Consider the following 24,286-nt stretch of genomic DNA (forward strand, 5'->3'; position numbering starts at 1 on the left):
TTATTCTATACTTTAAGTGAGTGTTCAAAAAGGTCGGTTTTCAGTACCGAGAAGATGGGATGAAGCTAGAAATGGAGTAGCGGAGCGTAGGGAAAACTACGTGAGCAACGGACAGTTCGGGTGAATCCCATATTCGATGCTGATGATGCCACTAGGCATCATTCGTAATCAAAAGCGGACTTTTTGAACTACCTCTCTTAAAACTGTTTTGCGAAAGTGCGTGCTTGCTCGATAGCTTGTTGCTTAATCTCATCTGCACGGTCTTTATATTGATTGTGCCCTTCAACAAAAATGCCATCAAGCTTCGGCACGCCGAGGAAAGACATGATAATGCTTAAGTAACGATGACCGGATTCCATCTGAGCCGCTGGGCCTTCGGAATAAATGCCACCGCGAGCCTGAATATGCAGTGCTTTTTTATCAGACAGCAGTCCGACAGGACCTTGTTCGGTATAACGAAATGTTTTGCCAGCTACGCAGATCGAGTCCACATAAGCCTTCAGAATAGGAGGGAACGAGAAGTTCCACATCGGGGTTACAAAAACATATTTATCTGCTGAGGCAAATTGATCCGACAGTTCATTCAAACGGCTTACTTTGGTCTGCTCTTCGGAAGTCAGATCACTACCCGATTGCAGTTTGCCCCAACCACTGAAGACATCCGCATCGATATGGGGGATATCCGAGCGATACAGATCGAGGTGAACAACCTCATCAGAAGGGTGACTTTCACGATACGCATCAATAAATGCTTTGCCCGTAGCCATGCTGAAGGAGGTTTCATGATCATGAGGATGGGCAGTAATATACAATAAGGTAGACATGCAGTTCTTCCTCTCTGTGCGATTAATGGGGTGAAGCGATCTTGGCAATGATGAAGCGACCGCAGTAGTATGCATCGTTTCCCCCGTTTTATACGTTAGAAAGGCATATGAATAATTGATTATGATACTGTATTGGATGCTATATAGTGACCAGATACTCAATCCATGTATAATATACAGGACGAGTATTTATTTTCCAAAGACAATAGGATGAGTGAGATGAGCGCACATGGGAATGGACCTGGAGAAGCAACGATTAAGCATTGAAGCAGCGAAATTGTATTATCAATCCGATTATAGCCAGCAGGATATTGCCGCAAGGTTGGGCGTGTCGCGTCCAACGGTGTCAAGATTACTTCAGTACGCCAAAGATCGCGGATACGTCCGGATTGAAATTATGGACCCGTTGGAGGATATCGACATCATTGCCGGAAAACTTAAGTCGAAATATGATCTGGATACGGCACTTGTGTGTTTTGCCCCGTTGAAGAGTGATGAGGAAATACAGAAGCATATCAGTAAACGAGCAGCGGATTATCTTCAAGAGACGGTTCAGGATGCAGATATTATCGGGGTGACTTGGGGAACAACCATGCATGCTGTAGCACGCCAACTTCGTCCCAAGCAGGTTAAAGGTGTCGAAGTCGTACAATTGAAGGGGGGCGTAAGCCACTCCCATGTCAATACCTATGCCGCTGAGATTGTTCATTTGTTCGCTGAGGCATTCCATACGGTACCAAGGTATCTGCCGCTGCCTGTGATTTTCGACAACATTGAAGTAAAAAACATGGTGGAAGCGGATCGACATATCGGCAGAATCGTGGAACTTGGCAGACAGGCCAACATTGCTTTGTTTACCGTGGGTACTGTGAAGGAAGATGCATTATTGTTCAGGCTCGGTTACTTCAATGAAGAAGAGCAACAATTGCTGATGAACTCCGGTGCAGGTGACATTTGTTCACGCTTTTTCGACGCGGAAGGTCAGTTGATCAGTGAAGAGATTAACAGCAGAACCGTTGGAATTGATCTAGCCGAGTTGAGAAATAAGGAAAAATCAATTCTTGTTGCCGGGGGGCAACGCAAAATTGAAGCCATTCATGCGGCTCTTAAAGGTCATTACGCAAATATTCTGGTCACGGACCAGTACACAGCGCAGGCATTACTTCGATTTTAATCTCAAATTTAATTTCAAATGGATATGGATGACAACATCTGCCACGCAAAAGGGGCGGATGTTTTGCTTTTTTAGGAAGAAAATATAACGAAGAAGAAATACAAGTGTAACTGTGAACAAAAGTTCAAGTTGATTTTTACATATGTTCATGTTAGTGTAAGGGTATAGAAAATAACTAGTTCAGATAAGGGAGAGATTCAATTGACTACACCACAATTAGCTAAAATGATCGACCATACGTTGCTTCGTGCGGACGCAACGCAAAGTGAAATGGCCAAGTTAACCGAAGAAGCAAAGCAATATCAGTTTGCTTCCGTATGTGTTAACCCAGGCTGGGTTGCTTATGCTGCTGAGCAGTTGCAGGGTTCTGGCGTAGATATCTGCACCGTTATTGGTTTCCCTCTGGGAGCATCTACATCGGAGACAAAAGCTTTCGAAACGAAAGATGCGATTGCTAAAGGTGCAACTGAAGTCGATATGGTCATCAACATCAGTGCTTTGAAAGATGGCAAAGATGATTACGTTGAACAAGATATTCGTGCTGTTGTTGAAGCGGCTGCGGGTAAAGCTTTGGTGAAAGTTATTATTGAAACTTGTCTGTTGACGGATGAAGAGAAAGTACGTGCTTGTCAGGCAGCTGTGCGAGCTGGAGCTGATTTTGTTAAAACTTCTACAGGCTTCTCCACAGGTGGAGCAACGCCAGAAGATATCGCTTTGATGCGTCGTACTGTAGGTCCTGATGTTGGCGTTAAAGCTTCCGGTGGCGTGCGTAGCCTGGAAGATATGCAAAAAATGATCGAAGCGGGTGCGACTCGTATCGGTGCTAGTTCTGGCGTGAAGATTATGCAGGGCGAACAGTCTTCATCGTCTTACTAAGCAAAAGCATCTTATCAAGAAAAAAGCTTAATAAATAAAAGTAATGTTATATTCTCTGTACTTGGGCGTTCGACTCAGGTACAGGGAATACAGCTTACACTTGTATTTTAAATAACGGAACTAATTGTAAGCGCTTCATAAGTTTTCTGAAAGATTACTGATAAGAATGCTTAAGAGTCCTTTGAGCTGAATTTTCACATCCGGCTTAACTACCTTCAAAGGAGAAATCAAATGAAATTTCTAATTGCCCTTCTTGGTTTACTCGTTGTTTTTGGACTGGCTTATATCGCAAGCAACGGTAAAAAGAAGATTCGCTACCGGCCGCTGGCTATCATGATTGTTTTGCAAGTTATACTAGCTTATGCTCTGTTGAATACAGGAGTGGGTACTTTTTTAATTGGCGGTTTCGCGACCGTATTTAAAAGTTTACTCGACTATGCGAATGAAGGTATCGCATTTGTATTTGGGGGTTTGACTACCGTAGGTGCCGAAAGCGGGGGGGCACCGTTCTTCCTCAGCGTATTGATGCCGATTGTTGTCATCTCCGCCCTTATCGGTATATTGCAGTATATCCGAATCTTGCCTTTTGTTATAAAATATATTGGTCTGGTATTAAGCAAAATCAACGGAATGGGCAGACTGGAATCATATAACGCGGTTGCTTCGGCTGTATTGGGGCAATCTGAAGTGTTCATTTCTGTGAAAAAACAAATTGGGTTGTTGCCAAAACATCGGCTGTACACCTTGTGTGCTTCGGCGATGTCCACGGTATCGATGTCGATTGTTGGTGCTTATATGACCATGATCGAGCCGAAATATGTGGTTACAGCTCTTGTACTGAACCTGTTTGGCGGTTTTATCATTGCTTCGATTGTGAATCCTTATGAGGTTACAGAGGAAGAAGATATATTGGAAGTGCAGGAAGAGGAAAAACAGTCCTTCTTCGAAATGCTTGGCGAGTACATCCTGGATGGATTCAAAGTTGCCATCATCGTAGCTGCGATGTTAATCGGTTTTGTTGCCTTGATCGCACTTGTTAACGGAATTTTCAGCGCGGTGCTTGGCATTTCGTTCCAAGAGCTACTTGGTTATGTGTTTGCACCATTTGCCTTCATCATGGGTGTTCCATGGAAAGAAGCGATTCAGGCAGGAAGTATTATGGCAACCAAAATGGTATCCAACGAATTCGTAGCTATGCTTAATTTGAAGGAGACTGCAATGTCTGCCAGAACAACGGGTATCGTATCTGTCTTCCTCGTGTCGTTCGCCAACTTCTCCTCCATCGGTATCATTGCTGGTGCGGTGAAGGGACTCCATGAGAAGCAAGGTAATGTGGTCGCCCGCTTCGGTCTGAAACTGCTTTACGGTGCTTCGCTTGTCAGCGTGCTGTCAGCGATCATTACTGGACTGTTCTTGTAAACCGGATTAATGGAAGGAGTGCTTAGGTTATGTCAACATTCAAAAGAGTACATCTGATCGTTATGGATTCTGTAGGGATCGGCGAAGCGCCGGATGCAGCAGAATTTGATGATTTTGATGTAGATACCTTTGGTCACATTGCACGTGAACGCGGAGGTCTGAAAATGCCTCACATGGCCAGTCTCGGACTGTCCAACATCAAAAAAATCGAGGGTGTCCCTGTAGCGGATGCACCTAAAGCGTATTACACCAAGATGCAGGAAGCATCCAGAGGCAAAGACACAATGACAGGTCACTGGGAGCTGATGGGTCTTTACATTGATACACCTTTCCGTGTGTTCGAGAATGGTTTTCCCGAAGAGTTGATTCAACGCATTGAAGAGAAAACGGGCCGCAAGGTGATCGGTAACAAACCGGCCAGCGGCACGGAAATTCTGGATGAGCTGGGTGCAGAGCATGTTGAAACTGGCGCGCTCATCGTATATACATCCGCGGATTCGGTTCTGCAAATTGCAGCACATGAGGACGTTGTTCCACTGAAAGAACTGTATGAGATCTGTGAGTTCTGCCGTGAGATTACACTTGAAGATCCGTACATGCTCGGCCGCATTATTGCACGTCCATTTGTAGGAGAAGCGGGTAACTGGAAACGTACTGCGAATCGTCATGACTATGCGCTCAAACCTTTTGGTCGTACTGTTATGAATGAACTGCAAGATAGCGGATTTGATGTGATTGCTTTGGGTAAAATCGCAGATATCTATGATGGCGAAGGTGTAACCAAGGCTGTTCGTACCGTCTCTAACATGGATGGCATGGACAAGTTGTCTGAAACGATGGATGAAGAGTTCACTGGACTCAGCTTCCTGAACCTGGTTGATTTTGATGCCCTGTACGGTCACCGTCGTGATCCGCAAGGTTATGCTCAGGCACTTGAAGACTATGATGCACGGCTGCCAGAGATTTTTGCCAAAATGACTAATGATGATCTGCTGCTGATCACAGCTGACCATGGTAACGATCCAACATACCGCGGCACTGACCATACACGTGAATATGTACCACTGCTTGCCTACTCTCCGCGCTTCAGCGAGGGCAAAAAGCTTGATCTGCGCAGCACATTTGCTGACCTTGGCGCAACCGTAGCAGAGAACTTTGGAGTGAAAATGCCGGAATACGGCACCAGCTTCCTGAAAGATTTGAAATAAGTTTTTCAAAAACTGGATAGGGGAGGTCGGAGTAGCTTGGGCTGCTCCGGTCCTGCCAGTATAATAGACTAAATGTATAACTGGAGGAGATTTATTCATGAGTACACATATTGGAGCAAAGCCCGGGGATATCGCAGAAACGATTCTATTGCCAGGAGACCCTTTGCGCGCGAAATATATCGCAGATACGTACCTCGACGATGTTGTATGTTACAACGAAGTTCGTGGAATGCTCGGTTACACAGGTACATATCAAGGACACCGGATTTCGGTGCAAGGTTCAGGGATGGGTATTCCGTCCTTTGCAATCTATGCTAACGAATTGATCAGCGAATATGGTGTAAAAAACCTGATTCGTGTGGGTACTTGTGGCGGTATGCAGGAGCATGTACGTGTACGTGACGTTATCCTTGCGCAAGCAGCATGTACAGACTCCAGCATGAACAAACACGTATTCGGTGGTTATGACTTCTCACCAATCGCTACGTTCTCCCTGCTGAAAGAAGCATATGACCGTGCAACAGCTAAAGGTATGAAGATTCACGTCGGTAACGTATTCAGCTCCGATTCTTTCTACCGCGATGACCGTTCCGTAACCGAGAAGTTGATGAAACACGGCGTACTCGGCGTAGAGATGGAAACAACAGCATTGTACACTATCGCTGCCAAGTTTGGTGTTAACGCACTGACCATCCTGACGGTAAGTGACCACTTGCTGACAGGCGAAGAAACATCTGCCGAAGAGCGTCAAAAAACGTTCAACGACATGATGGTAGTTGCCCTGGACACAGCAATCACACTGTAATTGTTATTCATAATCATTTGATTTTAATCGAAACTTTTGTTTTGGCACGTAGTGAAGGAACCGGAACCGATACTGAAGAAGCAAAGCGTTCGCCTTTGTCTCCGAGTTTTCTCCATTGCAAAATGGAATAAAAAAACTTGGAGACAACAACGATCGGAGGAAACGATCCGGAGCCGTAACGGACTAACAACAAAGTGTTCAATACAATCAATACACACACAAGGAGAGATCATCATGAGAATGGTAGACATTATTGCCAAGAAACGCGACGGAAAAGAACTGACAACGGCTGAGATTGATTTTGTTGTTCAAGGATACACACAAGGAGAAATCCCGGACTATCAAGTCAGCGCATGGGCGATGGCGGTATTCTTCAAAGATATGACAGACAAGGAACGCGCCGATCTGACAATGTCGATGGTGAATTCGGGTGAAACGATCGACCTGTCCGCTATCGAAGGCATCAAAGTAGACAAGCACTCCACAGGAGGAGTGGGCGATACAACAACACTGGTACTCGCTCCGCTTGTTGCTGCGCTGGATGTTCCTGTTGCCAAAATGTCCGGACGTGGACTTGGTCACACGGGTGGTACAACAGACAAGCTGGAATCCGTTGCTGGTTTCCACGTAGAGCTTGAAAAAGAAGAGTTCATTCGTCTCGTAAACGAACACAAGGTTGCAGTTATTGGACAAAGTGGTAACCTTACGCCTGCAGACAAAAAGCTCTATGCACTGCGTGACGTAACAGCTACCGTTAACTCCATCCCACTGATCGCCAGCTCCATCATGAGTAAGAAAATTGCAGCAGGTGCAGATGCAATCGTATTGGATGTTAAAACAGGTGCTGGTGCATTCATGAAAACAACGGAAGATGCCAAAGAATTGGCACATGCCATGGTAAGCATCGGTAACAATGTTGGCCGTAAAACGATGGCTGTTATCTCCGATATGTCCCAACCACTGGGTCTGGCGATTGGTAACGCACTTGAAGTGAAAGAAGCCATCCTCACACTGCAAGGTAAAGGTCCAAAAGATCTGGAAGAACTGTGTCTGGCACTTGGACGTCAAATGGTATTCCTTGCTGGCAAGGCAGATTCCTTGGAGCACGCTGAGGAGAAATTGAAAGAAGTGATCCAGAACGGTAAAGCACTGGAGAAATTCAAAGATTTCCTGGCAAACCAAGGCGGAGACGCTTCGGTTGTCGATCATCCAGATCGTTTGCCACAAGCACAATATCTGGTTGAAGTCCCAGCAGATAAAGACGGCTATGTTGCCGGAATCGTCGCTGACGAAATCGGAACTGCAGCAATGCTGCTCGGCGCAGGCCGTGCAACAAAAGAGTCTGAGATCGATCTCGCGGTTGGTCTGATGCTGAACAAAAAAGTGGGTGACCCAGTCAAAGCTGGTGAGTCCCTTGTAACGATCCATGCCAATCGTGAAGACGTAGCAGACGTCATCGCGAAGATCAAAGAAAACATTACAATTGCGGATCATGCCGATGCGCCTGTATTGGTTCATGATATCGTAACGGAATAATACAATCAGAGAAGACGAGATGTAATCTCGTATCTGACTGAACATGAAAGCCCCAAAGCGATGTAATCCATAGCTTTGGGGCTTTTTGTCGTAAAAGTACGCTGTTGTTATTACGAGCAACTACGGGCTCTTTATTTGCTCATACGCCATCACTGAATCTGCATTGGTGTAAATATAAGGCGTGGATGGCTCGGCTACAGGTGTCACCTTTGTGGCGCGAATTTCAATCGTATCCTTACCGTTCACCTGTGCAGACCCGATGCTGCCATCGATTTGTACCCAACTGTCTGTAGGGAAGCTATCCGCTTCGGGGATGTGAATCATCACGCCAAAGGGAGCCGCATCAGCAGGGCAGCACATGACCAGAAATCGTCCCAGTGCAAAATGTGATTCATGATCCATGCTTTTGTCCCGATAAACGAACCCGGTTAAGGAGATATCTTTGCCTGCAAATTGTCGCTGGAACATATCGATCGTGCCGAGGGTTTCAGAGAAGATCTCGGGATAGACTCGGATGACCTGTTCTGCATACAACTTCTCCGCCAGTTCAGCGAATTCGCGGCTATACTCGTCTGGGGGAATGAATTGTACTTTGGTAGCCGATGTAGGCTGAACGGTCGTTGGTTTTTGCGTGAGATCTTGTACATTCAATTGCGTTGCCGGATCAGGTAAAGGCTCTTTGCGACGAATCTCGGGAGGGGCATAAGTGAGAGACATGCCTTTCTGGCTAGCCATGGAGCTGCCGAGCGCCCGATCAGGTAACAGAAACCCCAGCAACAAGGGGATAGCAATAAGACCATATACCAACGAGCTGCGTAGGAAACCGGAAGGAGGTGGATGTTCACAGTCGCAATGAACCTCGTTTCTGCCGAACAGTCCATGCCACGCCATGATAACTGCAATAAACAATAAGGGAACAGGGCAGCATAACAGCAGTTTTTGCATGGTAGGCGCCAAATAATAATGAAGCGAGTCACTTGAATTCAAGTGAATAAAGTACACCGCGAGTCCGCCGATCCAGACCGCACGGATTAAGTTATGCCATTGGATGACATATGATCTTGGAACAGGAGATTTTGTCATCGTATAGCTAGTGTGGTTCATACCATCACCTCATCTCAATTCATGGTCAGGATGAAAGTTCATGTGATTAATTATTCAGGTCATGAAGTATGTTGCTCAACCTTTATACCAGCAGATTAATCAACGACGAGCCGGCGAAGACAAGCGTGATAATGGCTAGACTCAGACCAATAACAAACCGGGTACGGAAGGTCGAGAGCAGCATCAGGGTGCTTTTGAAATCCAGCATTGGACCAAGCACAAGGAAGGATACCAGCGGCCCCAGTGCAAATGTATGTGAGAACGCAGAAGCCACAAAAGCATCTGAAGTGGAGCAGAGAGACAATACATAAGCAAATCCCATCATGAACACATAGGAGGCGACAGGACCATTGCCAAGTGAGATCAGATCGCTGCGGCTAATGAATGTCTGGATGCAGGCTGTAATCAGGGCACCGATCACCAGATATTTGCTCATATCGACAAATTCATCTCCGGCATGAATGAAGAAGCTGCGCCAGTTTTTTACATGGTTATGATCATGTGCATTTGCGTGCGCGTGAGGTTGCGCCATTTTAAAACCAGGATGTGTCTTAACTGTCACTGCGACTTTTGGCATCCGAAGGGGATTTCGACGAACAAACACATACACGAGCATGCCTATGGAAGCTGCTACAGCAAAGGCCAGTCCCATGCGGGCAATGGTAATCTCAGGATGGGAGGGAAAGGCGAGCAAGGTTGCCGTAAATACGATGGGATTGACTACGGGACCACTCAAGATGAACGTAACTGCGATATAGGCTGGCATGCCTTTGTGCATCAACCTTCTCACTACCGGGATCATGCCACATTCACAGATGGGGAAAATAATACCGAGCAGTCCTGCGACCAGCACACCGCCGATCGGATTCTTGGGCGTGAGTTTACGGACCATTTCTTCGGATACGAACCACTGCATGAGCGAGGACAATAACACACCCATGAGCAGAAAAGGTGCGGCTTCAAGGAAAATACCTATGAATACGGTTTTCATATTTTGCAAAGCTTCACTGTTCCATGCTTCCTTCAGATCTGGAGCCATTGTGATCAACACGGGAACAAGAAAGGCACAAGGGATCAGGAAGGACAGGAGCTTCAGATTGGCTGCCATTTTCATGAAACAGACCTCCACAACTAGGACTTTGCTAAAATATATGCTTGTACGTGCGGCATCATACATCATTCCTATGTTCTAATCAACATTTTTACGATTAATCAAGATTTTTCATCATATTAGATGTTGACAATCCAAAGAAAACTACGGTATAGTTCGGATTGATCATCATTAATAGTAATAATTACGATTAAAGTTTCAACTTAAACAGAGTGGAGGAAGCAGAAATGTCAGATCAACAGGTTCAACAGCGGGTTCCAGTAACCGTACTTAGTGGATATTTGGGTGCAGGCAAAACGACACTTCTCAATCATGTGCTTCATAACCGCGAGGGGATGCGGGTTGCTGTTATCGTCAATGATCTCAGTGAGGTTAATATCGATGCGGGTTTAATACGAGATGGTGGAGGGTTATCGCGCATTGATGAGAAGCTTGTAGAGATGTCCAATGGTTGCATCTGCTGCACATTGCGGGAGGATCTGCTGAAAGAAGTCGAGCGGCTGGCTTTGGATGGTTCTTTTGACTACATATTAATAGAATCTACGGGTATTGGTGAGCCGGTACCTGTTGCGCAGACGTTTACGTATATCGACGAGGAACTTGGCATTGATTTGACGAAATTCACTCGTCTCGACACGATGGTTACGGTTGTCGATGCTGCCCAGTTCTGGCGTGATTTTTATTCCAAAGAAACACTGAAGGATCGTGGACAGGAAGCGGGGGAGGACGATGTTCGCGGAATCGTTCATCTGCTGACGGATCAAGTGGAATTCTGTGATGTGCTGATTCTGAACAAATGTGATTTGGTATCGGAGGAAGAACTTTCGAAGCTTGAGAAGGCACTACATGCCATGCAACCGGAAGCTAAGTTGATTCGCACGACACATGGGCAGATTGATCCGAGAGAGATAATGAATACGGGACGTTTTGATTTTGAAAAAGCAAGTCAGTCCGCGGGTTGGATCCGCGAATTGATGAAAGAAGAACATACCCCGGAGACTGAAGAATATGGAGTTCATTCATTTGTCTATCATCGTAAACGTCCATTCCACCCGGAACGGTTGCTGCGTTGGATTGCGAAATATCCAGATAACATCGTGCGATCCAAAGGTCTGATGTGGCTGGCGACAAGAAACCATATGGCGATCTCTTTCAGTCATGCAGGTACATCCAAGCAGCTTGCGCCAGCAGGAATATGGGTAGGTGCGATGAGTGAGGAGGAAAGACAACTTCACTTTGGTGATACATTGCCAAGCATACCGGATTGGGATGATGAGTGGGGTGATCGGGTGACGAAATTGGTATTTATCGGCATTGACATGGACCGGGCTGAGATTGAACGTACATTGGATGAGACTCTTCTTACGGAGGAGGAGATGCGGATGAACTGGCGTGAACTGAAAGATCCTTTTCCAGCGTGGAGTTGAAGTGAAAAGAAAAGATCTTCAAGTGCAATAATGCCCCTGAAGATCAATGATTATATTGTATTAAGGACTTTAGCTAAAGTACAAATCGCCAAGATAAAAATCACCGTTGCCACTTTTTTGCGGACTAAACACAAAGGTAAGGTACACTCCATAGGAACCCGTCCACCCTTGTGGATAATAAATGGCTTTGTAACTGTGTCTTGTTTTGGTTTTATCATTCATTGCAATCACTTTAAAATCAGCTGATTTCACATTAATCAACTGATCTGCATATTTAGTCAGCGTTTTTTTATCATTTGCTGCAATGATACCTTTGACTGTAGTTTTAAATTTATCTTTCTGGTATTGCTTACCCAGATCAAAAATGTCGATCTCGGGATTTTCAATAACTTTAGCATCTATGTATTTATCAAATTCACTAGTGCTTCCTGTTTTAAGTGCTTTACCATACATTTTGATCAATGTTAAAGATTCTTTCTGCAATTTGACTATCATCTGAGCGTCAGTTCCAGTCATCTTGATTGAACCTGAAGTGCTTGAGTTACTTGAACTACTTGGTTTACTTGAATCTTCAGAACCTTTGGTACCTGTACTGCTGTTATTACTTGAACTACTAGACTTACTGGTACCTGAATTAGTGATACTTACAACTTTGTTGCTAACATTCAGAGATACGTTGGCTCCGAGTGCTTCTGCTGTGGTACTTACAGGCAAGTATACATCACCGTCATATACCAGTGCATTCAGTTTGTCTCCAGCTTCATTCTTGGGTGTCCAAGATAGTCCGTTTACTTTAAAGCTAATGTTGCTGTCGAGTGCTGCTTCAATATCTTGAATTCCGTTTGAAGCTGCTACACCCAGGGCACCGAAAGCCAAACTGCATGCTACCAATGACCCGATAAAAGTTGATTTTTTGATCTTCATCTAGTTCCTCCGTAGGTAAAGTATAATGATACCAAAGCAGTATATCATATGAAATTATATTGTGCATACAAAATTTTACTGTAACAGATATGGAGTTGACAAAAGAAAAGCTATAGACTAATATCATTAAATAGTAATAATTACGATTAAATAAGAGGAGGCAAGAACCATGAGAGTCATTGTAACTTTAGCCTGCACCGAGTGCGGGGACCGCAACTATACAACAACCAAGAACAAACGTAACCATCCAGAGCGACTTGAGATGAAGAAGTACTCCCCACGTTTGAAGAAAATGACGATCCACCGGGAAACCAGATAAAATTTTTTTGTTGTTTTTAAATCGTAATATTTACGAAAAGAGGGAAAGGCATGATATTATCCTCCATACGTGATGTTGTATTTGGATATGGCAAAGAGTCGGTCATTGATCAACTGTCGCTGGATATCCATGTGGGAGAGTTCATAGGCATCACAGGTCCCAATGGTTCTGCCAAAACAACCCTGTTAAAGCTGCTGCTGGGGCTATTGAAGCCCTGGAGCGGCACGATACATATGAGTCCGCAGTTGAAACGTGGGAACAAGTCCAATATTGGTTATGTGCCCCAGCAGGTGGCATCGTTTAATAGTGGATTTCCCAGTACGGTGAATGAACTGGTCCGGTCCGGGTGTTACACCAGGCTGGGATTATTCCGCAGATTCACATCAGAGCAGGATACCATTGTTGAACGCAGTCTGCGGGAAGTTGGCATGTGGGAATATCGGAATACACGCGTCGGTGAGCTGTCTGGCGGACAGAAGCAACGGATCTGTATTGCAAGAGCTATGGCTGGGCAACCGCAGGTTCTGGTACTGGATGAGCCAACAACGGGAATGGACCGCCACAGCCGTGAAGGATTTTACAATCTGATGCGCCACTATGTTGATGCTCATGGGATAACTATTATTATGGTTACTCATGGACTGGAAGAGATGGGAGATCGATTGGACCGAACGATTACTCTGGAGCGGCAAGAAAGTGAGGAATGGCAGTGTTTGAGTACGAATTCATGCAACGTGCCTTCTGGGCAGGTGGACTGATTGGAGTCATCGCTCCAATTCTCGGGGTTTATCTGATGCTCAGGCGACAGGTCCTTATGGCAGACACGTTATCCCATGTCTCTCTCGCAGGGGTTGCGCTCGGTTCGGTCATGAATCTTAACCCGGTGATCTGCGGATTCGCTATTGCCATTATCGGTGCATTACTGGTTGAACAACTGCGGCGAAGTTACCGAACCTACAGCGAGGTACCTGTGGCGATCATCATGACTTCGGGGCTGGCTCTTGCTGTAGTATTGATGAGTCTCAAAACCAATCTGTCCAAGACCTTCAGCTCATACTTATTTGGATCTATTGTCGCGGTTAGCGATATGCAGTTGTGGATGATGGCAGGGGTATGTGTCATAGGTTTACTTTTTTTCATCCTGCTCCGGAGACCGTTATATAGCCTTACTTTTGATGAAGAAACAGCTTCCATTGGAGGCGTTCAGGTGAGAGGTTTATCGTTTGCATTTGCCATTCTGACAGGAATGACTGTAGCATCAGCCATGCCGATCGTCGGTGTGTTGCTGGTTTCTGCTCTCATTGTACTGCCTGCTGCCTTGGCACTAAGAGTGTCTCGCAGTTTTACAGCAGCGATTATTGTCGCGGTAATCACGGGGGTAATCGGTATTTTTAGCGGACTGACAACATCGTACCATCTAAATACACCACCGGGAGGAACGATTGCTCTCATCCTGTTGGTCATCCTATTGACTGGAATATCAGCGCAAAAGCTGATTGCACGATATAACCGCAAGCGTCACCGCAAAGAGAGAAATCAACAAGAACAACGAGCAACGTTAGTTATCCATTCAAGGAGGAATACATCACATGAAATTCAGTAAAAAAACAGCGCTTGGACTGTTATTCAGTCTGACCCTTATCGTCGCAGGTTGCGGACAGAAATCCGCTTCCGATACCAGCGCAGCTCCGACGGGCGCTCCCGTTCCAGCCGAGACGGAAACCGCAAAATTAAACGTGCAGGTTAGTTTCTATCCCATGTACGAATTCACTAAAAATGTAGCAGGCGACCTAGCGGATGTACATACGCTCGTTCCAGCGGGTATGGAGCCTCATGATTGGGAGCCAACACCACAGGACATTGCCAGCATTGAGAAAGCGGATGTGCTTGTATACAACGGTGCCGGTATGGAATCATGGATTGATCAGGTCACCGGAAGTCTGAGTAACACTTCACTCATTCAAGTGGAAGCAAGCAAGGGCATCAACCTGCTTGAAGGTGGAGAGCATGATCACCATCATGAAGATTCAGAGGCAACAGAACATGAAACACGATCATGACCATACAAATGAAGAGACTACAGAAGAACATGATCACGACCACGATCATGCAGATGAAGCGACTGCTGAAGAACAACACGATCATGATCACGGCGGACTGGATCCCCATGTATGGCTGTCACCTGCATTGGCTGTAACGGAAGTGCGCAATATTGAAGCTGGTTTGGCACAGGCTGCTCCAGAACACGCTGCACAGTTCAAGCAAAATGCAGATGCTTACATTGCTCGATTGGAGTCACTGGATCAGGACTTCAAGGCGGCTGTGACAGATAGCAAACGCAAGGATTTCATCACACAACACGCTGCATTTGGCTACCTTGCCAAGGAATATGGATTGCAACAGGTGCCTATCGCAGGATTGTCTCCTGAGCAAGAACCTTCAGCAGCGCAGATGGCATCCGTTATTGATTTTGCGAAAGAGCATCAGGTGAAGACGATTTTCTTCGAAACACTGGTTTCATCCAAAGTGTCTGAGACGATTGCAAGTGAAGTGGGAGCCAAAACGGCTGTATTGAATCCGATTGAGGGACTCACCGAGGAAGAGATTGCTGCGGGAATGGACTACATTAGCGTGATGAGACAGAATCTGGAGGCACTGAAACTGGCGCTGAACGAATAATAAAAGATCAGTTTGATGCCTTTAACCTAAAAAGGTACAATAATACAACATGCTGAGGAATGGATTGCCATTCCTTTGCCTTTTTGCGAAGCAGAGAGCACAGTGATGTGCTCTCTCTTTGTTTAATAAGGTGACCGGATCAAGGAGAACAGGAGGACGCATTGCATGAATTTAAATGAGGAACATGAATTGCTGTTAAGTGAACAGCCTGCCCATCTGTGGAGACGGCGGAAGCTGGAGCTGATGCACTGGACGGAACGTGACAAACATACAGTATCCGCGAAGAAAACGGAGATTTGGAACGGTGTTGAAGTTGATGCCGAGCTTGTGAACGCATTGTCCATACTTCAGAATGCGGGCGTTAAGACTGAATTTTCATGTGCAGGGGTAAGTCCGCTTGATGAACCTGTCGATCATTCCCTCTATGCGTATGTTACCCTTGTGCAAAGTGAAGTTGCGGATCAATTCGTGAACTACGCGCTCCGTCGGATGCGGAATCGACTGCTCGTTACGCTAGAGGCCGAAAAGGGCCGCTATGATCTGTCTTCTTTTTTCATTGGACACAATCGGAGCTTCTGCTGGTGGATGGAACACTGTGCCCTACAGTTTGGAAGCCGAAACGAATCGAGTGAAAAAAGCGTAGTATAAGTGCGTGTTCAAAAAGATCGGTTTTCAGTACCGAGAAGATGGGATGAAGCTAGAAATGGAGTAGCGGAGCGTAGGAAACTACGTGAGCAACGGACATTTCGGCTGAATGCCATATTCGACGCTGATGATGCCATTAAGCATCCTTCGTAATCAAAAGCGGACTTTTTGAACAACCTCTATAAAGGATAGGCTTGTTTATTTGAAGGTAAAGGAGGTATACACGATTGAATAAGTGGGTCAAAACGATACTTTTTCTACTAGGCTCCGTCTTTCTTACACGATTCATCCCATTTTCGTCCTTGTTCCGTAACCTGGATACGATGATTCACGAATTCGGTCATGCACTAATGACACTGGTATTATCCGGTAAAGTGCTGCGCATTGAATTGTACGCTGATCATAGTGGTGTAACTTACTCTTCCATGCTGACGCCAGGCAGATCGATCCTGGTTTCTCTGGCGGGATATATCAGTGCATCTCTGTTCGCCTTACTGTTGTTTTACTTATACCGCAAAGGCTTGCACATGTGGGGACTTGGTATTATGACGGCTGTCGCTCTGGTGTCGCTCCTGTTATATGTAAGAGGGGAGTTCGGCATGTTATGGCTGACCGGGTTCATCGTTCTGAACGTTGTCATTATGATTTTTGGCGCCAAGATCGTGAAGTTCTATTATCTGTTACTGGCGTTTCTTACGCTGGAAGAGTCGGTTGTTAGTGCCGTATACGTTGGACTGATGTCCTGGACTCAACCTTCACGGGCAGGGGATGCGGCGAATCTCGCTCAGCAGACATTCCTTCCGGCGCTATTCTGGGGAACGCTGTTTGCTTTGTTTGCACTATGGTGTGCCAAGGGAGCACTCGGTCTCTTTTTCCGCAAAGAAGGTACTTCGCGATCGTCACGGTCTCGGGGATTACGAAGAGCGTAACGGATATAAAGTTATATAAAAGCAAAGAAGGCACTTCCTTTCTTCATAAAAGGATAGTGCCTTTTGTTTTTGAACTTACATCTGATATTAAAGTCTGATATTAAAGAAATTGAACCTAATCTCCAAGATTATCCCATAACACATAAAAGTAATAAATCTCTTCCATAATCGCCTTATCATCCTGTGCTGCAACGCCGCCCTTGATCCGAGCAAGCGTGCCCAGAATATCATATATCGTTTCACGTTCCACACTGAACTGAATGCGGTTAACGACTTTATCCCAGGCCTTCATTGCGTAATCAACTTGAGACTTGGCTTCAGTCCATTTTTTGCTCTCAACCTGTTTCTCTAACGTTTGTATAGATTCAAGCAAGCGATCATCGGTGCCAAAGGGCTTTTTGAGAAAGGATCCGCTAGCCATAATTGCAACGAACACAAGAATGAGGAAGATCGGAAGCACATATAGCAGCCAGAAACGCGTTTTCATTCAACCGCCTCCTTGATGTGAAGAGTTTAGAAAGGCCCCTCATAATCGCCCATATCGATTTTTTCGGTGATTTTATCTTCGAACAGATCAACATACAATTTGTCATTGGGCAATATGGCGGCAAAAGCAATATCCTGTATCGTAATCTTTTGTTTTTTTAGCTGCTCGCTGAGCCAGTTGATATCTTTGTTTCTTTCCTCCAGATTTTGCTTAATCAGCAGGCCATCAATGATAATCTCGGTCATCAGCTTGCTCTTCGGCGGGTGCATATGCATGTCTTTGGCAGTTACAGGTTGATTCTCCGGTTTCAATACAACCGATAGGCTGCCGTCCGGTTCCAGAATGGCATAATCCAGAGTAGTAATATCAAATACATCCTTTTGCCTAAGCATCATGGTCAATTCGTCAAATTTGACTCGCATTTTACTCAGGTTCTGCTCAAGAATTTTACCGTTCTGGATGATCAATGTGGGGTCAGAGTCCATTAGTTTAGAGATGGTTCGATTCTTCAGTGTAATGTACTGAAAGATGATCGTAATGATTGTGAAAATGGTCAAGGCCACAAAATGAATCCACGCCTTGGACGAAAGATCGGTTGCAAACGTACCCGCAATGGAACCAATTGTAATGCCGTTAATGTAATCAAAATACGTCAAGTTACCCATCTGCTGCTTTCCTAGTACCCTTGTATAGATGATCAGGGTCAGAAAGGCAATAATAGACCTTACGGCAACAACCCATGTTTCTTCCATCATGTATGTATCACCTTCCTTTATTTCACCGTAGCTGTATTAAGAGGTTGTTTAAAAAGTTTGCTTTCGAACACGTATTATAACAAGCTTTTCCTATACTGGAGGATCTTATGCTTGAACGCAAAAAACCGAAACCTGGGTATGTATCCCAAGCTTCGGTCTCTATAAATTCTCTATATTAGTTGAACTGATTCATTTACACGTTAATCTTTATACACCAGAATACGCCATAAACCCGCCATCTACCGGAATGACTGTGCCAGTGACAAAGCCAGACTGTCTTTCATCCGCAAGCCACATCAATGTGCCAAGCAGGTCTTCCGGTTTGCCAAAGCGGCGCATGGGTGTATGAGCAATAATTTTACTGGAACGTTCCGTTGGTGAGCCGTCTGGTTGCAGTAATAGATTACGGTTTTGCTCAGTCAGGAAAAACCCGGGTGCAATAGCATTGACACGAATTCCGGATTCGGCCAGATGAACGGCGAGCCACTGCGTGAAGTTGTTAATGGCTGCCTTCGCAGCGCTGTACGCTGGAACTTTCGTCATGGGCGATGGGGCGCTCATGGAAGAAATGTTTATGACAGTGGCGGGAATATCGCGCTCTATCATATGTTTTGCAAAGATCTGAGTAGGTATGAGAGAACCGACAAAATTCAGATCCATCACCTGACGAAATCCCTCTACACTTACATCGAAAAATGTAGTGACATCGCTCTTTTCCAGATCTTCCAATCTGAAAATTTCCTTCGTGGTGTTGGCACTGGCATTATTGCCACCGGCGCCATTAATAAGAATGTCGCATGGTCCAAGCTGTTCCAGTACAGCATCTGCCGCAGCTTGCACACTATCGGCCTGGGTTACGTCACAGGCAATAGCAATCGCTCTGCCACCGGCAGCTTCAATCGCAGCTACAACTTCCTGCCCCTTGGACACAGTACGGTTCAGGATGGCTACACTTGCACCGTGCCGAGCGAGTTCTTCCGCCATGGAGCGGCATAATACTCCAGCACCTCCGGTGATTACAGCCGTTCTGCCTTTGAGACGAGATGAGCGTTCATATTGGTGTTCACTCATGCTTTTGCCCTCCTTTGCAGGGAATCCCAGACGCCCCAGAGATACATGATCCCCAAAGCCCGGTCATAGAGTCCATAACCAGGTCGGCACTGTTCTCCCCAGAGGTGACGACCGTGGTCGGGTCTTGCATAACCTTCATAACCGATATCGTGATAAGCCTCAACAACCCCTGCAATATCAACACTGCCATCCTGACTGCGATGTGAGGTTTCGATAAAGTCGCCGTTTTCGTAGATTTTGACATTACGAATGTGGGCAAATGGAATCCGATCCTTGAACTCGTGTATCATCCCGATGATGTCATTATCAGCATTCGCTCCCAAAGAGCCACTGCATAGTGTCACGCTATTGTAAGGGCTATCATAAAGGTTCAGATATTTCCGAACATTCTCCTGACTTGTAATAATCTTTGGTAATCCAAAGATTGGCCATGGCGGGTCATCCGGATGGATGGCCATTCGAATCCCCAGCCGTTCGGCTGTAGGCATAATCTCTTGTAGGAAATAACGTGCGTGCTCCCACATATGATCCTCGGTTACATCCTTGTAGGCTTCGAACAGACCTGTTAAATATTGCAATCGCTCCGGTTCCCAACCTGGCATGGTGAGTGCGGAGTTTTCCGTAATGCGTCGAACGAGTTCTAGAGGTTCTATATCTGCGAGTTTACTGTGCTCATAGAAGAGGGCAGTTGAGCCATCCTCCATTTCCTTGTGCATATCCGTGCGAAGCCAGTCGAAGATTGGCATAAAGTTGTAACAGATGACCTTCACACCAACCTGGGCAAGTTTCTCCATCGTTTTAATGTAGTTTGCAATGTATTTATCTCTTGATGGCAGGCCCAACTTGATATCCTCATGGATGTTCACACTCTCAACGACATCCAGATGTAACCCGGCCTTGTCTGCTGCCGCTTTGACCGCGAGTATTTTGTCCATGGGCCATTCCTCGCCAGCAGGAACATCGTGCAGTGCCCACACAATACCTTCAACACCCGGAATCTGCCGGATATGATCCAGCGTTACCGTATCATTGCCTTCGCCGAACCAGCGAAAAACCATTTTCATCACGTTCACCTCATCATGAATAGTAGGAAGAAAAATTCAGTCATTGAAAATAGGACGGATATGTATCCTGCAGGACAGCCAAATCGGTGACAGTTAAATGCAAGTGTTCCTGCATCAGTCGCTCTGCTGTGTCGGCATCATGCTGCTGAATGGCCATGACCATGGATCTATGCTGTTCAATCAGGTGATCCCACTGATGGTCCGAGGACAGGCGTAACATGCGACTTCGATTCAAATGTACATTCATCTGCTGGATAACAGTCCAGGTGTTGCTTTTGTTGCAGCCTGCAAAAAGAGTGCTATGGAATTCCTCATCCAATTGGAACATTCGTTCATCATCCGGTTTGACCCTGCATTCCTGTTGCCACGCAAGGTTCTGTTCAAGAGCTACCATCTGTTCGTTCGGAAAGCTCTCGCAGGCGAGCCTGATTACGGCTCGTTCGAGCTGTTCACGCATGAACCGTGCTTCCTCAACGAGATCGACCTGAATCAGAGAGACGTATGTGCCACGCTGTGGATACACTTCCAGCAGACCTTCCTGAGCAAGCCTTACAAAACTTTCTCGAACAGGTGTCCGGCTTACCTGGAACTCCAGCGAAATTTCCTTCTCAGAAATAGCTGTTCCCGGAGGCATTTTCAGACTCAAAATGAGTTGTTTCAGCGTGAAGTAAACGACATCTCGCGTTGAGTAAGATTGCTTATTATTCATGGAAGACATATTGCTCGCAACAGGCAACAAACCGGCTTTGGATGATAACTTTGGGGTATATTCCACAACTTCAACTCCTTCAATGACATACTACCATACTTGTATGGTAGTATGGAAGCGCTTTATCGGTTTTGTTTTAAATTTAGTTGATGGTTCACTTGCAGTTCAAGTGATTAAAGAGTACAATTCAGTTATTAGGTTCGAATGTTTAAACGAACAGACTCAAACAGAGAAAATGTACGTAGAAATAATGAAGAAGAAATAGTATAGAGGTGAAACTATGGGACAAAAAGCAATTAGCGTTTTTCAAACCTGTATTCCGTTATTTCAGGTGTTAAGTGACAACCATCGTCAATCTATTTTGCTGACACTTACCGAGAAGGGCAGAATGACGGTGAATGAAATTACCGAACAATCCAGCCTATCCCGGCCAGCCATATCTCATCATCTCAAGCTGTTGTTAGAGAAGGGGCTTATATCTGTGGAGCAGAAGGGCACACAGCGCTATTATTCGGCTTCATTGAATGCATCAGTGGAACTGCTGAAGGAACTGGTAGCTGCTTTGGAAGAAGAGTGTTTGTAGATTAATAGTGATAAAACATGCTTTTGCATGTGCCTTATAGGTTCGTAAGTTTAAACGCTTGATCAATAATGAGTAGAGGAGTATGTATATATGACAACGACTATACAGGAAGTAACCAGTCAGGAAGTTGAACAGATTTTGGAGCAGCAACGACAGTTCTTTAGTTCCGGGGCCACAAGATCGGCAGAAGCTCGAATTGCACGTCTGACCCAACTGAAGCAGGCCATTCAAAAGTACGAATCCAGACTGACAGAAGCTCTCTATAAGGATTTGGGCAAAAGTGAGTTCGAATCCTACACAACCGAGATCGGATTTATGATGGATAGCATCACACACACCATTCGTAAAGTGAATAAATGGGTGAAACCCGTTAAAGTGAAAACGCAAATGGCACTCCTTGGTTCGAGAAGTTATATCATACCCGAACCCTACGGGGCGGTTCTGATTATCGGACCGTTTAATTATCCTTTTCAACTCTTAATCGAACCATTGGTAGGTGCTATTGCAGCAGGTAACACAGCCGTGCTCAAAGCGTCAGAGAATACACCTGCGGTGTCCGCTGTTGTACGTGAAATGATTGCGAGTGTGTTCGAACCGGCATACGTACAAGTGCTCGATGGTGCAAAAGATACAACAACAGCGCTGATTAACGCGCCATTCGACTATATCTTTTTTACAGGCAGTGTACCGGTAGGCAAGATTGTGATGGAGGCAGCTGCCAAAAATCTCGTTCCCGTTACGTTAGAACTTGGAGGCAAGAGCCCTGTCATCGTGGATGAACAGGCGGATATCAAAGTAGCAGCTGAGCGCATTATATGGGGCAAACTGCTCAATACAGGACAGACCTGTATCGCACCCGATTATTTACTTGTGCATGAGCGCGTGAAGGAACCGTTAATTACAGAGATGAAGGCAGCAATCGTGTCTTTCTTTGGTTCGGATATCCAGCACAACAAGGACTATGGGCGAATCGTGAACAAGGGACATTTTAAACGTCTGACGACTTTGATTGAGCGGGATCAGGCCAAAGTGATATATGGGGGAGCTTCGGATGAGGAAGATCGCTTCATTGAACCTACACTGATTGATGCGGAGTCCTGGGATGCAGCAACGATGGAAGATGAGATTTTTGGACCGATTCTGCCGATCATTAGCTATCGTAACTTGGATGAAGCCATTGTAGAAATCGTCAAGCGGCCGAAACCACTCGCTTTGTATCTGTTTACTTCCGACACCCAGATTCAGGACAAAGTGCTGCGCGAAGTTTCTTTTGGAGGCGGCTGCATTAACGATACGATCACGCATGTTGCGAATCCGCGTCTGCCGTTTGGCGGTGTTGGTCATTCCGGTATTGGTTCGTATCATGGGCAATACAGCTTCGAAACCTTCTCTCATCTCAAAAGTGTACTGAAAAAAAGCACCAAATTGAATCTGCCGATTCTATATCCACCGTATGATAACAAGCTGAAGCTGATTAAGCGTTTGTTGAAATAAAAAATAAGAAAGACAAACAGCCTGCTAATGGACCTTATTCCTGAGCAGGCTTTTCCTGTCGGTAACGGGAGGGTGACATGCCGGACCAGCGCTTGAATTGACGACTGAAATGGGCAATATCCTTATAACCAAGCATGACAGCAATATTTTGAACGGACAGCTTCGGGTTGCCCAGAAGAAGCTTCGCTTCATGCAAAACCAACTGGGACAATACAGCACGAGGAGACTGACCGAACACCTCCTTGAACACGCGATTACAGTGAGAAGAACTGATGCCCAGCTCTGCTGCAATATCATCAATGCCATAGTGACCGTTGGACTCGTGTCCCTGTTTGAATTGCTGACTCATCAGGCCTTGCAATCGATTACGAATCTGGTGGGCGAGTTCGATCTTTTCGTGTCCGTCGGTAAACCATTGCGCTGCCTCTTGCGAGACCGCCTCCCACAGATGGCCAAATAGTTCAAATACCGCAGATTGCAGCTGCATACGCTGAACCATCGTATTTGCTGTTTCATCATCCGCAGATGACATCAATTTGCGCAAAACAGGCTCAATCTGCTGTGTAACTGGACTATCCGCACTGAATCGTACTTGTTTGATACGTGCAAGCAACGATAGGAACAACTGATCATCAATGTCAAAATGCATGCAAAAATACGTGAATCCCTTGCCGTTATGGCTCTGGCTGGAATGAATGCTTCCCGGAGGAATCAGGAGCAGTTCGCCAGCCTTTTGAATATATAAGGTACCGTTCACCATCATGCGTTGCTCGCCTTCCGTGACATAATTCAATTCATATTGAGGGTGCTCATGCGCCGGATAATCCCAGTCCATACCCACACTTCGTAAATGAATGGCGAACAGATTGACCGTTGTTTGCACATCTGGATAAAAAACTTCATAGACACTTTCTCCCAAAGTAGGAGGCAAATACGTTGAAGACATGGAAGATCCCCCTTCATAGAGGTTGTTCAAAAAAATGTGATTTTGATTACGCACGTATATAAAATGGAATGGTTTTGTGTAACCGCTTTAATCCATTATAGTCTATCAGCTTGATTTGGGTAAATATCCGATTGATTTGATCATGGTCTGAGGTGGAACCACGTGTTAGGATGGGGCTAATGAAAACGTATGCATTC

The 24,286-nt window shown here is 45.6% G+C and carries 26 protein-coding genes; 16 read left to right on the forward strand and 10 right to left on the reverse strand.

All coding sequences use genetic code 11. From position 1 onward, the window contains the following. Positions 1-197 precede the first annotated feature (197 nt). Entirely contained in the window at positions 198-824 is a 627-nt protein-coding gene (locus tag QF041_RS03050) for an FMN-dependent NADH-azoreductase (protein ID WP_253508968.1), read from the reverse strand. A gap of 235 nt (positions 825-1,059) precedes the next feature. Here QF041_RS03050 and QF041_RS03055 point away from each other — a divergent pair, with 235 nt between their 5' ends. From QF041_RS03055 to QF041_RS03080, 6 genes are all read left to right on the forward strand, one after another. Continuing rightward, positions 1,060-1,998 carry a DNA-binding transcriptional repressor DeoR gene (locus tag QF041_RS03055; protein ID WP_307416881.1) on the forward strand — a complete coding sequence of 313 codons (939 nt, stop codon included), beginning with the start codon at positions 1,060-1,062 and terminating at the stop codon, positions 1,996-1,998. A 225-nt stretch (positions 1,999-2,223) separates the two neighbouring features. After that, positions 2,224-2,874, forward strand: coding sequence for a deoxyribose-phosphate aldolase (gene deoC / locus QF041_RS03060; protein ID WP_307416882.1), 651 nt, complete (start codon positions 2,224-2,226; stop codon positions 2,872-2,874). 231 nt (positions 2,875-3,105) lie between these two features. Continuing rightward, positions 3,106-4,293: a NupC/NupG family nucleoside CNT transporter gene (locus tag QF041_RS03065; RefSeq protein ID WP_307411725.1), complete on the forward strand. Its 1,188-nt coding sequence runs from the start codon at positions 3,106-3,108 to the stop codon at positions 4,291-4,293. Positions 4,294-4,322: 29 nt separating this feature from the next. Continuing rightward, complete coding sequence (deoB, locus tag QF041_RS03070) at positions 4,323-5,501, forward strand: phosphopentomutase (RefSeq protein ID WP_307411730.1); 1,179 nt, start codon at positions 4,323-4,325, stop codon at positions 5,499-5,501. Between the two features lie 97 nt (positions 5,502-5,598). Continuing rightward, positions 5,599-6,306 (forward strand): purine-nucleoside phosphorylase, encoded by a 708-nt coding sequence (deoD, locus tag QF041_RS03075; RefSeq protein WP_221821516.1) that lies wholly within the window; start codon positions 5,599-5,601, stop codon positions 6,304-6,306. A 234-nt stretch (positions 6,307-6,540) separates the two neighbouring features. Further along, complete coding sequence (locus QF041_RS03080; protein ID WP_036613808.1) at positions 6,541-7,842, forward strand: pyrimidine-nucleoside phosphorylase; 1,302 nt, start codon at positions 6,541-6,543, stop codon at positions 7,840-7,842. Between the two features lie 120 nt (positions 7,843-7,962). Here the strand turns inward: QF041_RS03080 and QF041_RS03085 are convergent, their stop codons facing one another. Together QF041_RS03085 and QF041_RS03090 are read right to left on the reverse strand one after the other, a co-directional pair. Beyond that, on the reverse strand, positions 7,963-8,946 hold the full coding sequence (locus tag QF041_RS03085; RefSeq protein WP_307411734.1) for a TIGR03943 family putative permease subunit: 984 nt from the start codon (positions 8,944-8,946) through the stop codon (positions 7,963-7,965). An 82-nt stretch (positions 8,947-9,028) separates the two neighbouring features. Then, positions 9,029-10,060 (reverse strand): permease, encoded by a 1,032-nt coding sequence (locus tag QF041_RS03090; RefSeq protein WP_307411737.1) that lies wholly within the window; start codon positions 10,058-10,060, stop codon positions 9,029-9,031. Between the two features lie 224 nt (positions 10,061-10,284). On the opposite strand from QF041_RS03090, the gene QF041_RS03095 reads away from it, so the two are divergent. Next, positions 10,285-11,484 carry a GTP-binding protein gene (locus tag QF041_RS03095; protein WP_307411739.1) on the forward strand — a complete coding sequence of 400 codons (1,200 nt, stop codon included), beginning with the start codon at positions 10,285-10,287 and terminating at the stop codon, positions 11,482-11,484. Between the two features lie 69 nt (positions 11,485-11,553). Here QF041_RS03095 and QF041_RS03100 read toward each other — a convergent pair whose 3' ends face one another. After that, positions 11,554-12,408: a stalk domain-containing protein gene (locus tag QF041_RS03100; protein ID WP_307411742.1), complete on the reverse strand. Its 855-nt coding sequence runs from the start codon at positions 12,406-12,408 to the stop codon at positions 11,554-11,556. A 169-nt stretch (positions 12,409-12,577) separates the two neighbouring features. Between QF041_RS03100 and rpmG the strand changes: the two genes are divergently transcribed. From rpmG to QF041_RS03135, 7 genes are all read left to right on the forward strand, one after another. Further along, positions 12,578-12,727, forward strand: a complete 150-nt coding sequence (gene rpmG / locus QF041_RS03105) for a 50S ribosomal protein L33 (protein WP_036613813.1) — start codon at positions 12,578-12,580, stop codon at positions 12,725-12,727. A 50-nt stretch (positions 12,728-12,777) separates the two neighbouring features. Next, positions 12,778-13,485 carry a metal ABC transporter ATP-binding protein gene (locus tag QF041_RS03110; RefSeq protein WP_307411746.1) on the forward strand — a complete coding sequence of 236 codons (708 nt, stop codon included), beginning with the start codon at positions 12,778-12,780 and terminating at the stop codon, positions 13,483-13,485. Then, positions 13,431-14,330, forward strand: a complete 900-nt coding sequence (locus QF041_RS03115; protein ID WP_307411749.1) for a metal ABC transporter permease — start codon at positions 13,431-13,433, stop codon at positions 14,328-14,330. The genes QF041_RS03110 and QF041_RS03115 overlap by 55 nt, the downstream gene beginning before the upstream one ends. After that, positions 14,317-14,787: a metal ABC transporter solute-binding protein, Zn/Mn family gene (locus QF041_RS03120; protein ID WP_307411753.1), complete on the forward strand. Its 471-nt coding sequence runs from the start codon at positions 14,317-14,319 to the stop codon at positions 14,785-14,787. Before QF041_RS03115 ends, QF041_RS03120 begins: the two co-directional genes overlap by 14 nt. Then, positions 14,771-15,406 (forward strand): metal ABC transporter solute-binding protein, Zn/Mn family, encoded by a 636-nt coding sequence (locus QF041_RS03125; RefSeq protein WP_307411757.1) that lies wholly within the window; start codon positions 14,771-14,773, stop codon positions 15,404-15,406. Before QF041_RS03120 ends, QF041_RS03125 begins: the two co-directional genes overlap by 17 nt. Before the next feature lie 165 nt (positions 15,407-15,571). After that, positions 15,572-16,054 (forward strand): hypothetical protein, encoded by a 483-nt coding sequence (locus tag QF041_RS03130; RefSeq protein ID WP_307411762.1) that lies wholly within the window; start codon positions 15,572-15,574, stop codon positions 16,052-16,054. Between the two features lie 224 nt (positions 16,055-16,278). After that, the gene (locus QF041_RS03135) at positions 16,279-16,980 is read left to right on the forward strand and encodes a M50 family metallopeptidase (RefSeq protein ID WP_036673724.1); all 702 of its coding nucleotides are present in this window, start codon (positions 16,279-16,281) and stop codon (positions 16,978-16,980) included. Between the two features lie 115 nt (positions 16,981-17,095). Here the strand turns inward: QF041_RS03135 and QF041_RS03140 are convergent, their stop codons facing one another. From QF041_RS03140 to QF041_RS03160, 5 genes are all read right to left on the reverse strand, one after another. Further along, complete coding sequence (locus QF041_RS03140) at positions 17,096-17,467, reverse strand: DUF4363 family protein (RefSeq protein WP_307411765.1); 372 nt, start codon at positions 17,465-17,467, stop codon at positions 17,096-17,098. Positions 17,468-17,493: 26 nt separating this feature from the next. Then, positions 17,494-18,222, reverse strand: a complete 729-nt coding sequence (locus tag QF041_RS03145) for a DUF421 domain-containing protein (RefSeq protein WP_105599036.1) — start codon at positions 18,220-18,222, stop codon at positions 17,494-17,496. A gap of 207 nt (positions 18,223-18,429) precedes the next feature. Further along, the gene (locus tag QF041_RS03150) at positions 18,430-19,293 is read right to left on the reverse strand and encodes an SDR family oxidoreductase (protein WP_307411769.1); all 864 of its coding nucleotides are present in this window, start codon (positions 19,291-19,293) and stop codon (positions 18,430-18,432) included. Further along, positions 19,290-20,357, reverse strand: coding sequence for a mannonate dehydratase (uxuA, locus tag QF041_RS03155; RefSeq protein ID WP_307411772.1), 1,068 nt, complete (start codon positions 20,355-20,357; stop codon positions 19,290-19,292). Before uxuA ends, QF041_RS03150 begins: the two co-directional genes overlap by 4 nt. 40 nt (positions 20,358-20,397) lie before the next feature. Next, positions 20,398-21,075 (reverse strand): GntR family transcriptional regulator, encoded by a 678-nt coding sequence (locus tag QF041_RS03160; protein WP_307416883.1) that lies wholly within the window; start codon positions 21,073-21,075, stop codon positions 20,398-20,400. A gap of 271 nt (positions 21,076-21,346) precedes the next feature. Here QF041_RS03160 and QF041_RS03165 point away from each other — a divergent pair, with 271 nt between their 5' ends. Beyond that, positions 21,347-21,649 (forward strand): ArsR/SmtB family transcription factor, encoded by a 303-nt coding sequence (locus QF041_RS03165; RefSeq protein WP_017688208.1) that lies wholly within the window; start codon positions 21,347-21,349, stop codon positions 21,647-21,649. Positions 21,650-21,739: 90 nt separating this feature from the next. Continuing rightward, entirely contained in the window at positions 21,740-23,143 is a 1,404-nt protein-coding gene (locus tag QF041_RS03170; protein ID WP_307411776.1) for an aldehyde dehydrogenase, read from the forward strand. A gap of 34 nt (positions 23,144-23,177) precedes the next feature. On the opposite strand, the gene QF041_RS03175 is transcribed toward QF041_RS03170, so the two are convergent. Then, positions 23,178-24,089, reverse strand: a complete 912-nt coding sequence (locus tag QF041_RS03175; RefSeq protein ID WP_307411779.1) for an AraC family transcriptional regulator — start codon at positions 24,087-24,089, stop codon at positions 23,178-23,180. Between the last annotated feature and the right edge of the window lie 197 nt (positions 24,090-24,286).

It is taken from the genome of Paenibacillus sp. W2I17 (assembly GCF_030815985.1).
Classification (GTDB): Bacteria; Bacillota; Bacilli; order Paenibacillales; family Paenibacillaceae; genus Paenibacillus.